The organism is Spinactinospora alkalitolerans (genome assembly GCF_013408795.1).
Lineage (GTDB): Bacteria > Actinomycetota > Actinomycetes > Streptosporangiales > Streptosporangiaceae > Spinactinospora > Spinactinospora alkalitolerans.
On the sequence record NZ_JACCCC010000001.1, the window covers coordinates 78,655 to 90,477 of the forward strand.

10 protein-coding genes and 1 pseudogene are annotated in these 11,823 nt (G+C 71.2%); 7 read left to right on the top strand and 4 right to left on the bottom strand.

The window, feature by feature from the left end; translation table 11 throughout:
* Positions 1 to 272: 272 nt before the first annotated feature.
* From HDA32_RS00440 to HDA32_RS00460, 5 genes and pseudogenes are all read left to right on the top strand, one after another.
* Positions 273 to 1,796 (top strand): aldehyde dehydrogenase family protein, encoded by a 1,524-nt coding sequence (locus HDA32_RS00440; protein ID WP_179641277.1) that lies wholly within the window; start codon positions 273 to 275, stop codon positions 1,794 to 1,796.
* Positions 1,797 to 1,961: 165 nt separating this feature from the next.
* Positions 1,962 to 3,503: a GMC family oxidoreductase gene (locus HDA32_RS00445; RefSeq protein WP_179641278.1), complete on the top strand. Its 1,542-nt coding sequence runs from the start codon at positions 1,962 to 1,964 to the stop codon at positions 3,501 to 3,503.
* Positions 3,504 to 3,690: 187 nt separating this feature from the next.
* Positions 3,691 to 4,025 (top strand): annotated as a pseudogene (locus HDA32_RS31990) (ATP-binding cassette domain-containing protein); the annotation flags it as partial.
* Between the two features lie 184 nt (positions 4,026 to 4,209).
* On the top strand, positions 4,210 to 5,112 hold the full coding sequence (locus HDA32_RS31995; RefSeq protein WP_376766921.1) for a GAF and ANTAR domain-containing protein: 903 nt from the start codon (positions 4,210 to 4,212) through the stop codon (positions 5,110 to 5,112).
* Positions 5,113 to 5,376: 264 nt separating this feature from the next.
* Entirely contained in the window at positions 5,377 to 6,231 is an 855-nt protein-coding gene (locus HDA32_RS00460) for a SigB/SigF/SigG family RNA polymerase sigma factor (protein WP_179641280.1), read from the top strand.
* A 4-nt stretch (positions 6,232 to 6,235) separates the two neighbouring features.
* Here HDA32_RS00460 and HDA32_RS00465 read toward each other — a convergent pair whose 3' ends face one another.
* Both HDA32_RS00465 and HDA32_RS00470 read right to left on the bottom strand, forming a co-directional pair.
* Positions 6,236 to 6,478, bottom strand: coding sequence for a hypothetical protein (locus tag HDA32_RS00465; protein ID WP_179641281.1), 243 nt, complete (start codon positions 6,476 to 6,478; stop codon positions 6,236 to 6,238).
* A 42-nt stretch (positions 6,479 to 6,520) separates the two neighbouring features.
* Positions 6,521 to 7,624 carry a baeRF2 domain-containing protein gene (locus HDA32_RS00470; protein ID WP_179641282.1) on the bottom strand — a complete coding sequence of 368 codons (1,104 nt, stop codon included), beginning with the start codon at positions 7,622 to 7,624 and terminating at the stop codon, positions 6,521 to 6,523.
* Positions 7,625 to 7,873: 249 nt separating this feature from the next.
* Here HDA32_RS00470 and HDA32_RS00475 point away from each other — a divergent pair, with 249 nt between their 5' ends.
* Complete coding sequence (locus HDA32_RS00475) at positions 7,874 to 8,104, top strand: hypothetical protein (protein ID WP_179641283.1); 231 nt, start codon at positions 7,874 to 7,876, stop codon at positions 8,102 to 8,104.
* A 126-nt stretch (positions 8,105 to 8,230) separates the two neighbouring features.
* Complete coding sequence (locus HDA32_RS00480; RefSeq protein WP_218882284.1) at positions 8,231 to 8,371, top strand: hypothetical protein; 141 nt, start codon at positions 8,231 to 8,233, stop codon at positions 8,369 to 8,371.
* A 477-nt stretch (positions 8,372 to 8,848) separates the two neighbouring features.
* Here HDA32_RS00480 and purL read toward each other — a convergent pair whose 3' ends face one another.
* Both purL and HDA32_RS00490 read right to left on the bottom strand, forming a co-directional pair.
* Positions 8,849 to 11,146 carry a phosphoribosylformylglycinamidine synthase subunit PurL gene (purL, locus tag HDA32_RS00485; RefSeq protein ID WP_179641284.1) on the bottom strand — a complete coding sequence of 766 codons (2,298 nt, stop codon included), beginning with the start codon at positions 11,144 to 11,146 and terminating at the stop codon, positions 8,849 to 8,851.
* A gap of 166 nt (positions 11,147 to 11,312) precedes the next feature.
* On the bottom strand, positions 11,313 to 11,801 hold the full coding sequence (locus tag HDA32_RS00490) for a hypothetical protein (RefSeq protein WP_179641285.1): 489 nt from the start codon (positions 11,799 to 11,801) through the stop codon (positions 11,313 to 11,315).
* Positions 11,802 to 11,823: the final 22 nt, after the last annotated feature.

The following is an 11,823-nucleotide window of genomic DNA, read 5'->3' on the forward strand; positions in this document are numbered from 1 at the left end:
GCACGTGAGGCGGCGTCCGGACGGCATGCGGTTAGGCATGCCTAATCCAGGTTAAACACGACGGCGCCGCTTTCGTCCATAGGGGGGATGACATGACCAATTATTACGCAGAGTGAATAAAATGGATGGTGTTGCGTGATGCGCATCACCGTCACCTGCTCGCAATGCGCCGGTTTTCCCAGGTCATTGGCTTATTTTTGGTCTATATCGGAAGGGTAAAGAAGATAAAAGGGCCGTTTGTGGCCATTTTTCCTGGGCACATCGGTCCCGTGATGCAACCCTACGTAACGCTCCCTGAGAAGCAGTACCTGTCCAAACCGGGCTCGGGCGCCGCTGCGAGCCTGTACGTCGACGGCTCGTGGCGGGCCGCCGACGACGGCGGAGTGCGCGAGGTCCTCAACCCCTCCGACGCCTCCGTGCTGACACTCGTCAGCGAGGCCGGCCCCTCCGACGTCGCCGCCGCCATCGCGGCCGCGCGCGCGGCGTTCGACGGGGGGCGCTGGCGGCGCGTCCCGGCGGCCGAACGCGGGGAGATCCTGCATCGCATCGCCGAACTGCTGCAGCGCGACCGCGACGAGATCGCGCTCATGGAGTCGCTGGACACCGGCAAGACCATCGAAGAGGGCGGCATCGACGTCGACGACGTCACCGCGGTGTTCCGCTACTACGCCGGCCTGGCCGACAAGGACGCCGGCCGGGTCGTCTCCGCCCCCGAAGGGGTGTTCAGCCGGGTCGTCTACGAGCCCGTCGGCGTGTGCGCGATGATCACGCCCTGGAACTACCCGCTGCTGCAGCTCGCCTGGAAGGTGGCTCCGGCGATCGCCGCCGGCGGCACCATGGTGATCAAGCCCAGCGAGATCACGCCGGTGACGACCGCGAAGCTGGTCGAGCTGACCACCGAGGCCGGCGTCCCCGCGGGAGTGGTCAATCTGGTGCTCGGCTCGGGCGCGGTGGTCGGCTCCGCCATGGTCGAGAGCCCCGACGTCGACCTCGTGTCGTTCACCGGCGGCCTGGTCACGGGCAGGCAGATCATGGCCGCCGCGGCGCAGACCGTCAAGAAGGTCGCGCTGGAGCTGGGCGGCAAGAATCCCAACATCGTCTTCGACGACGTCGACCTCGACACCGCCGTCGACTACGCGCTGAGCGCGGCGTTCTTCCACTCCGGCCAGGTCTGCTCGGCCGGCGCCAGGCTCATCGTGCACGAGTCCATCCACGACGAGTTCACCGCGGAGCTCGCCCGCCGCGCCGAGCGCATCGAGGTCGGCTGCGGGCAGGCCGAGGGCATCCGGTGCGGAGCGCTGGTCTCGGCCGAGCACCGCGCCAAGGTCGAGGCCGCCGTGGCCAGGGGCGTCGAGGAGGGCGCCAGGGTCATCGCCGGCGGCAGGCGCCCCGACGATCCCGAACTCGGCGACGGCTACTTCTACCGGCCCACGGTGTTCGTCGACTGCGACCGCGGAATGGACGTCGTGCAGCAGGAGATCTTCGGCCCGGTCGTCACCGTCGAGAAGTTCCGCACCGAGGCCGAGGCGATCGAGCTCGGCAACGACACCGACTACGGGCTGTCCGGCGCGGTGTGGACCAACGACACCGGCCGGGGCGAGCGTGTGGCGGCGGCGCTGCGGCACGGCACCGTCTGGATCAACGACTTCGGCCCCTACATTCCCGGAGCGGAGTGGGGCGGCTTCAAGCGCTCCGGCATCGGCCGCGAACTCGGCCAGGCCGGCCTCGACGAGTACCGCGAGGCCAAGCACATCTACCGCAACCTCGACCCCGCGCCCCAGCGCTGGTTCGGGTAGCCGACCCTTTTCGGACGGGCGGGGCGCCCGGCGCCCCGCCCGTCCGGCCGCAGCCACACGGCCACGCGCGCGTGGCCCCGTTCGTCTTCCGCGACCTCGGCGCGCGGCCCCTTCGCGCGGGCCCGCGCGAAGGGGCCGCGGCGGTCCTTCGCAAAGGAGCCCTACGTGTCCGCAAGCGAATCAACGTTCGACTACGTCATCGTCGGCGGGGGGACGGCGGGTTCGGTGATCGCCAACCGGCTCACCGAGGACCCCAACACCACCGTGTGCGTCATCGAGGGCGGCCCCTCCGACGTGGGCCTGGAGCGGGTGCTCAGACTGAGGGACTGGCTCGACCTGCTCGGCAGCGACCTCGACTACGACTACCCGACGGTCGAGCAGCCCCGCGGAAACTCCCACATCCGGCACTCCAGGGCCCGCGTCCTCGGCGGCTGCTCCTCGCACAACACGCTGATCAGCTTCCGCCCGTTCCCGCAGGACCTCGACGACTGGGTGGCGGCCGGCGCCACCGGTTGGGACAACACCACGATGCAGTCCTACGGCGACCGCATCAAGTGCAACATCATCCCGGTGGCGGACAAGGACCGCAACGACATCGTCAAGGACTGGATCACCGCGTCGTCGAAGGCGACGGGCGTCCCGGTCGTCGAGGACTTCAACGCCCCGATCTCCCACGGCGACGGCTTCCGCGACGGCGTCGGCTTCCTGTCCATCGCCTACGACCCCTACACCGGGTACCGCTCCTCGGCGTCGGTCGCCTACCTGCACCCGATCATGGGCCAGCGCACGAACCTCACCCTGATGCTGGAGACCTGGGCCGGCGGGCTGGTCCTCGACGGCGACCGGGTCACCGGCGTCGAGGTCACGCTCCCCTCCGGGGACAGGCAGGTGGTCGGCGCCGAACGCGAGGTGATCCTGTGCGCCGGGGCCATCGACACCCCGCGGCTGCTGCTGCACTCCGGCATCGGACCGGCGGACGACCTGCGCGACGTGGGCATCGACGTCCGCCACGACCTGCCGGGCGTCGGCGAGAACCTGCTCGACCACCCGGAGTCGATCATCATGTGGGAGACCGACGAGCTGCCGCAGAACACGGTGATGGCCTCCGACGGGGGCCTGTTCATCCGGCGCGACACCGGTGATCCGCGCCCGGACCTGATGTTCCACATCTACCAGGTCCCGTTCGCCGACAACACGGAGCGGCTCGGCTACGAGCGGCCCGAGCACGCGATCTGCATGACGCCCAACGTGCCGCGGTCGTGCTCGCGCGGCAAGCTCTGGCTGACCAGCGCCGACCCGTCGGTCAAACCCGCTCTGGACTTCCGCTACTTCACCGACCCCGACGACCACGACGCGAGGACCATCGTCGACGGCCTGAAGATCGCGCGGGAGATCGCCAAGACCGAGCCGTTCAAGTCCTGGCTCAAGCGCGAGGTCGCGCCGGGCCCCGACGTCGTCTCCGACGAGGCGCTCTCGGAGTACGGCCGCCGCGCGGCGCACACCGTCTACCACCCGGCCGGCACCTGCAGGATGGGCGCCGCCGACGACCCGACGGCCGTCGTCGCCCCCGATCTGAAGGTGCGCGGCCTGTCCGGCGTGCGCATCGCCGACGCCTCGGTGTTCCCGACCATGCCGACGCCCAACCCGATGGTCACCGTCCTGATGGTCGGCGAACGCGCGGCCGACCTGATCCGCGCCGACCGATAGGCCTCGCCCGACGACGGCCGCCCCTCCCCTCGGGGCGGCCGCTCACTGATGTCCGACGGTCGCGTTCGCAGAGGGGTTGGCTGTCGCAGTGCGCGCAGCGCCGGCGGCACAGCGGGTCCGGGCACCGGTGACCCCGCCTCACCCCGCGCACGCAGCGGTCAGAGTCCGATCAGAGGAAGGCGAACTCATGACCCCCCCGACAACCGAATCCGCCGACCGATCCCCCGAGTCCCCCGCCGGCGATCCGAAGATCTCCGTCCGCAACCTGTGGAAGGCCTTCGGCGGAAACGCCGACTCGATCATCGGCATCGAGAACGAGCGGCTCGACCGCGATGCCGTCCGCGAGCGGACCGGCTGCACCGTGGCGGTGCGCGACGTCTCCTTCGACGTGCACCCCGGCGAGATCTTCGTCGTGATGGGCCTGTCCGGCTCGGGCAAGTCCACGCTGGTGCGCTGCATGGCGCGGCTCATCGAACCCACGGGCGGCACCGTGGTCTGGACGGCGACGACATCGGCGCGGCCCTGGAGCTCATCGACAACTGGACGTGGACCAACGCCGACCAGAACGCAGTGGCCCAGTCGATCGCCGACGAAGGGTGCCCAGGGAGGACGCCGCGCGGCAGTGGGTCGAGGAGAACCCCGACATCTGGTGTCCGTGCCTTCCCGAGCAGGCGAAACAGCGCCTCCGCCGCGGCCCTGCACGGCGGTGGGCCGTGGTGGGGTCGCACCCCCGCCGCGGCCCACCGCCGCCTTCGCGGGGTGCCATATCCTTCGAGGAGCCGGGCCGGGCCGCACCGCCCTCCCGGTGGTCCACGGCCCCCACCGGGCCTTTAAGGAGCCGCATGTGGCCGAGATCGAGATCCAGCCGGTGACCCCGCCCTCCGCGCAGGAGCGCTACGGCGACATCGTCACCGCGCTCAGCGAGCTGACCAGGGTGCTCTCCGTCGAGGAGTCGATGCCCGAGACGCTCCAGCGCATCCTGGAGTTGGCCATGCGGCTCATCCCCGGATGCCACGCCGCCAGCGTGACCGTGCTCGACGCCGAGGGCCGGCCCGCCACCGCCGCCTCGACCAGCGCCGAGAACCAGGAGCTCGACCAGAGGCAGTACGCCCTGGGCGACGGCCCCTGCCTGGACGCGGCGCGCCGGCACGGCATCAACCGCTGCCGCATGGGCGAGGCCGAGCAGACCTGGCCGGAGTTCACCGCGATCGCCACGTCGATGGGGCTGCGCAGCTACCTCTCGGCCGGGATGGTCGCCGACGACCGCCCGGTCGGCGCGCTGAACCTGTCCAGCAGGGACGTCGACGGCTTCGACGCCCTCGACGAGACGTTCATCGCGATGTTCAGCGTGCCCGCGGCGGCCGTCATCGCCGGCCGCGACCGCTATGAGCGCACGCGCGGGCTCGCCGTGCAGTTGGAGCGGGCGCTCGATTCGCGCGCCACCATCGACCGGGCCGTCGGCATCATCATGGCCCAGTCCAACTGCGACGCTGAGCAGGCGTTCGAGCGGCTGCGCCGGTCCTCCAACAACCAGAACGTCAAACTGCGCGACCTGGCCGGGCGCATCGTGTCACAGGTGAGCGCCAAGGGACGCGGTCTCGTCACCTAGTTCGTCCCCGGCTCGCCGTCTGGGAGCGTTCGGCGGAGGATTTTCGGATCCGCCGTGCCCGGACGGTCCTGACCTGCGGGGCAAGCGGTGCCCCTCCGGCCGCCTGTGAAGTGGCTCTCAGGAAACTCCCAGTTTCCGACATCTCCGTTAGACTCTGATGTGCACCGGGGTCCGGCAGCGGGCCCTCGCGCGGAAGCGTCTGACACTGGCCTCCGCGCAGCTCGGTAATTCGGTGCACCGCTGGTCCTTCTCAGGAGTCAGCCAATGCCTGTCATGCACGCAGGTGTCAGCACGACGGCTCCGCCCCGCCAGGACGAGGGGCGCGGCGCCACAACACGACGCAAATCCACCGCGCAGGCCCGGCGCGACGCCGAGGTGGCGGAGCTGTTCGCCCGCCTCCGGAGACTCTCCCCGGAGCAGCCCGCCCATGCCGAACTGCGCTCCCGCATCGCCGAGCACTACATCGGCCTGGCCCGCCACCTGGCCGGGCGCTACGGCAACCGGGGCGAGCCGCTGGAGGACCTGGAGCAGGCCGCACTGCTCGGTCTGGTCAAGGCCATCAACGGGTTCGACCCCGACATGGGCCACGACTTCGTCGCCTACGCGATGCCGATGATGTCCGGCGAGATCAAACGGCACTTCCGGGACAAGACGTGGGCCGTCCGGGTGCCGCGCCGCTACCAGGAGCGCCGCGGTGAGCTCAACCAGGCGGTCCGCCGGCTCACCCAGGACCTCGGCCGCTCGCCCACGATGCGGGAACTGGCCGAGGCCATGGACATGCCCCGGGACGACCTGTCGGAGCTGCTGGCGGCCTCGGCGGCCTACAGCGCGCTGTCCCTGGACTCGCCAGCGGGCGAGGACGAGGAGGGCGGCATCAACCTCGGCGACACCCTCGGCGCGGTCGACGGCACGCTGGAGCTGGTCGTCGACCGCGAATCGCTGCCGCCCCTGCTGAACGCGCTGCCGGAGCGCGAGCGCAGGATCGTGATCCTGCGCTTCTTCGGCAACAAGACCCAGAGTCAGATCGCCGCCGAGATCGGGATCTCCCAGATGCACGTCTCCCGGCTGCTGTCGGGAGCCCTGGCCCGGCTGCGTGAGGGGCTCCTGGTCGAGGAATGAGGCGTCAGGAGGCGGGCCGGCGTTCGTGGTGCAGACGCCGGCCCACCCAGTACGCGTTGGTCCCGGCGGCGGCGCAACCCGCCACCAGGAGCACGGTCAGCGGCGCCGAATGCGCCCAGAGGGCCGCGAGGAGCGCGCCGGTCAGCAGCACCAGCACGCCGAAGACCGCCAGGACCAGCCGGAAGCGCAGCGCGCTGGCGGGGCGCTCGATGCTCCCCAGGGGTCCCTTGAGTCGCCCACCGCGCATGCCGACCGCTCTCCTCGCCCGGTCCGTCCGGATGCGGCCAGGCTACTCCTCGGTGGCGAAGCGCAGCAGCGCCCCCGTCCCGTCCTCGGCGTCGCCCTCGCCGGGCAGCGTGCCGAACGACGCATCGGTGGCGTAGGCGGCCCGCAGCAGCAGCGCGCTCGCGGACGCCCGGACCGCGTTGCCGGGGTCGGTCAGCCGGTCCCGTTCGGCGGAGACCTCCATGGGATCGTCCGCCGAACCCCACAGCTCCTGGTCGTCGAGCCGTACGGGGTGCAGCAGCAGCGTGTCCACCTGGGCCGAGCGCAGCGCCTCGGCCGTGGCCGCGAGCCCCTGGACGGCCAGGTCCCGGCCGAGGCTCTGGGTGAACTCCGAGGTCTTCTCCGCGCGTACGGCCGCAACGGTCTCCGACAGGCGCTCCTCCAGCGAGTCGCGCAGGCTGGCCAGGGCGGTGTAGTCGGAGCGGCCCCCGCTGGGCAGCTCCACCAGGATGCCGAGGACGCGCTCGCTGAGGTGCTCCTTGAGCTTGCCGATGGCGCGCTCGTCGCCTCCGACGAAGACCGCCTCGGCCGAGACGTCGGAGGCGGCCGCCTCCACGTCCTCGGCCACCTGGGCGGCGTTCTTCGTCCAGGTCTCCTCCGTGTTGCGCTCGTAGTGCTTCTGGGACCAGCCGCCCGCGCTCACCTTCTGGACGTGCAGAGTGCTCCCGCTGAACGAGCGCTCCTCGACCGGCCCGCCGTACGTCGGGTAGGCGTGGACGTCGGCGCCCACGCGGTCCGTGGCGACGACGACGTAGGGAAGCCCGTTGTCGCGGTCGGCCACGAGGTCGAGCGGATCGGGCAGCGCCATCCAGGAGGCGTGGTCGCGCCGGGGCGGCCGGGACAGCGTGTGGGCGGCGAGCACCCGGCCCTCGGCGGCGAAGAGCGCCTCGCCCTGAGGGCCGGGGACGCCCTTGACGCCGCCGTAGACGCCGTCGAGCGCCTTCAGCGTGGCCTCGTCCGCGCCGGCTTCGGCGAGCTCGTCGCGCAACCCCCGCCAGCGCAGATCGATCTCCCTGTTGGCTCCCTGCACGGCCCACGTGGTGTCGAGGTAGACCGACGCGATCGGCCCGGAAACGGCGTACAGCGGTTCAAGAAGTCCAAGTTCCATGATGGCCGGTCCGCACCCCGCGGGCGCGGTCCTTCCTCACCTCCGCGTGGTCTCGTCGTCGGGCCTTCGCCCGCCCGCTGCCCGAGACGATCACCCGCATGCCACCGGTAAGAGATTCCTTACCGGGAAGTGACCTTCGGTGTCGGTTCGCGTCCGGCGAGCCCCGCTGACGTGGCCGTTTGCTACCGAAAGGTCCGGGTAGCCGAAGGAGACAGCCAACACCGCCAATCACCAAGGGGGCACGTCGCCATGGAACGCGGCAGCGACAAGCACGGCCCGCGACTCGACGAGCAGATACAGCACGAGATCGACGGCGTGCTGAAAGGCGGAAAGCCCACGCGGGTGTACGAGGGGCGGGAGCCGGAACCCACCATCAGCGATGAGATGGACGCCGCCACCGACCGGACCGGCAAGGTGGCCGAGGACCTGGAGCGCCGGGAGGAAGAGGAGCGCCGGGAGGAAGAGGAGGAGCAGGGCTGACCGTCGGCGCTCCGTGCAGGCAGCGTCTTCTTGGGCCCGGGCCCGGGCCGGCGTTCAACGACATCGTCAGCGCTTCGCGCTGGCGGTGTTCTCTTAGAACTCCTAACAGAATGATCTCGGAAGCCGGTGCTGCTGCTCGATGTCGGGCTGCCGCCGCGGAACGCCGCCGAGTATGCCGAGTCGGCGGTGCAGCCCGGCGCCGGGCCCTCTCCCCGGCTCGACGATCCCGCGTGGTTCACGCGGACACGGGCGGCCTTTCTCGGCTGACCGCGTCGAGCAGCAGCTTCGCGGCCACCGCCGCCCCGTCGGTGCGGATCGTGCCGACGCCGCGGCGCGGCCACCGCCGACTCCGGTTCGGCGAGGCGGTCATCCGGCAGCAAGTCCGGGGCCTCGGCTGTGCGCTCGCAGCTCTCCACCAGCCACTCCAGCGTCTCCCCCTTTCGGGCCGCAACTGCGCGCTCAGCCGACGGCAGCGCCGAACCACTTGGGCAGCCGGCTGAAAGGTCTTCTTGATCGGTCAGAAACAGGCTGGAGGGCTGTCCTTCAGTGAAGACCGTGGCCGCAGGCTTCCGTACAGCACTGGTGACCTGGAGGGCTGCCGTCAGCGCTCGCGCCTGACAGCAGTCTCACCAGGCCCGCAGTGGTTCAGCGGGACCTGGAGAGCAAGCACCGACCATCCCATTGCGGCCACCACCTGGAACCAGCCGCTGGAACAACGTGCACAACGTCAAGGTCGGCGCGGGGCTACTCCTCGTCGAAGACGGCGGGCAGGGTGCTCTCGTAGGTGGTGCGCAGGGCGGTGAGGTCGATGTCGAAGCCGCCATCGGGGTGGCGCACGGCCAGGGCGGTGCCGCCGATGGTGCCGATCTCGGCCGCCGGAACGCCGTGCCGCCGGCACAGCTCGGTGAACGCGTTCTCGGCGTCGGGGCGCACAGCGACGACCGCGCGGGCGGCCGACTCGCTGAACAGCCCGACGAACGGGTCGCCGGAGAGGTCCACCGTGCAGCCGACGCCGCCGCGCAGGCAGGATTCGGCCAGCGCCGTCACCAGGCCGCCGTCGGACAGGTCGTGGGCGGCGGTCAGCACGCCGTAGCCCGCGGCGTCGGCCAGCACCTCGCCCAGCGCGGCCTCGGCCGCCAGGTCCACCCGCGGCGGCAGGCCGCCCAGGTGGCCGTGCACGACGTCGGCCCACGCCGAACCGCCCAGCTCCTCGCGGGTCTCACCCAGCAGGAAGATCTTCGCGCCGTCGGCGTCGTGGCCGAAGGCGCTGGTGAGCCGCTCGTTGACGTCGTCGATCACGCCCAGCACGCCGATCACCGGCGTCGGGTTGATCGCCGTGGTGCCCGTCTGGTTGTAGAAGCTGACGTTGCCGCCGGTCACCGGGGTGCCGAGCTGCTGGCAGGCGTCGGCGAGCCCGCGGGTGGACTCCGCGAACTGCCACATCACGGCCGGGTCCTCCGGCGAGCCGAAGTTCAGGCAGTTGGTCACCGCGAGCGGCCGGGCGCCGGTGGCGGCCACGTTGCGGTAGGCCTCGGCGTAGGCGAGCTGCGTGCCGACGTAGGGGTCGAGCCTGGTGTAGCGGCCGTTGCCGTCGGTGGCCAGCGCGACGCCGCGGTCGCCGCCGTCGCCGATCCGGATCATCCCGCCGTCGTGCGGGGCGGCCAGCACGGTGTTGCCCAGCACGTAGCGGTCGTACTGGCCGGTCACCCAGCTCGGGTCGGCGATGCCGGGGGAGCCGAGCACCCGCAGCACCTGCTCGCGCAGCTCGGCATCGGTCGCGGGCCGCTCCAGCCGGGCCGCGTCGTTGGCCTGCAGGGCGTCCTGCTCCTCGGGCCGGGCGTAGGGGCGCTCGTAGACCGGGCCCTCGTCGGAGGCGGTGCGCGGCGGCATGTCCACCACGGTCTCGCCGTGCCAGGTCATGACCAGCCGGCCGCCGCGCTCGGCCTCCTCCGGGGTGACGTCGGTGACCTCGCCGATCACGGTCGCGAGGATGTCCCACTTGGCGCAGACCGCCATGAAGGCGTCGAGCCGCTCCGGCGACACGATCGCCATCATGCGCTCCTGCGACTCGCTCATGAGGATCTCCTCGGGAGTGAGCCGCGAGTCGCGCAGCGGGACGCGGTCCAGCTCGACGCGCATGCCGCCGGTGCCGCCCGCGGCGAGCTCGGTCGTGGCGCAGGAGACGCCGGCCGCGCCGAGGTCCTGGATGCCCACCACGAGGTCCTGCTCGAACAGCTCCAGGCTGCACTCGATCAGCAGCTTCTCCATGAACGGGTCGCCCACCTGGACACTGGGCCGCTTGGCCTGGCTCTCGTCGTCGAACGTCGCGCTGGCCAGCACGGACGCGCCGCCGATGCCGTCGGGGCCGGTGGTCGAGCCGAACAGCACCACCTTGTTGCCCGGGCCGGGGGCCTGGGCGAGCTTGATGTCGTCGTGCTTCATCACGCCGACGCACAGGGCGTTGACCAGCGGATTGCCGGAGTAGCCCGCGCCGAAGCCGATCTCGCCGCCGATGTTGGGCAGCCCCAGGCAGTTGCCGTAGAAGGAGATGCCCGAGACCACGCCCGGCAGCACCCTGCGGGTGTCGGGGGCGTCGGCCGGGCCGAAGCGCAGGGCGTCCATGACCGCGACGGGGCGGGCGCCCATGGTGAGGATGTCGCGGACGATGCCGCCGACGCCGGTGGCCGCGCCCTGGTGCGGTTCGACGTAGGACGGGTGGTTGTGCGACTCGATCTTGAAGGTGACCGCGCGGCCGTCGCCCACGTCGACCACGCCGGCGTTCTCGCCCATGCCGACGAGCAGCGTGTCGCTCTCGGGCGCCTTCTCGCCGAACTGGCGCAGGTGCACCTTGGAGCTCTTGTAGGAGCAGTGCTCGCTCCACATCACCGAGTAGATGGCCAGCTCGGCGGAGGTGGGCCGGCGCCCCAGGATCTCGCGGACGCGCGCGTACTCGTCGTCCTTCATGCCGAATTCGGCGAACGGCTGCGGGGCCTGCGGGGTGGCCCCGGCCTTGGTGACGGTGTCGAGCTGTGCTTCGGACATGGAGAGCTTTTCCGTTCGGGCTGTGCGGTGAGCGGGCTGTGCGGATCTAGAGAGGTCTGAGCCATGAGGTCGCGGGCGGGGGAACGCGGTCGGGCGACGGGCATGTGCGTGCCGCCGGCGCTACGCGCGCTGCGACAGCCGCCCCCTCTGATCCGCACACCTCTCTTCAGGATGCCGGTGTCGGCGCGGTGGAGTGCGCGAGGACCAGGCCGGCCGTCGACTCCTCGGTGTAGGGCTGGGTGCTGCCCTGGACCATGACGGAGCCGTCGGCCAGCGCGGACTCGGCGAGCGGAACCTCGTCGGGGTCGTCCTCGCCCTGCGGCAGCAGCCGCCCCCACCCCTGGTCCAGCAGGTGTCCGTAGACGGCCTCGATGGCCCCTTCGGCGTCGAGGTCCTCGGCGGTGACGGCGACGGGCCGGTAGCATTCGGCGGCGTTGCACTGCTCGCCGAGGTCGGTGTACTCCACGCCGTCGGGCGGCTGCCCCAGCGACGCCATGTCGGGGGCCGGGGGCGGCGGCTCCGCCTGTTCGCCGGCCGGGGGAGTCGGCGCGCTCATCGCGTTGAACAGGCCGACGGCCATGGTGGCCACCAGGCCGATGGTGACCACGCCGACCAGGACGAACATCGTCGTCCGGGAACGCAGCAGCGCCATCATCGGGAAACGTCCCCCTGCGGTT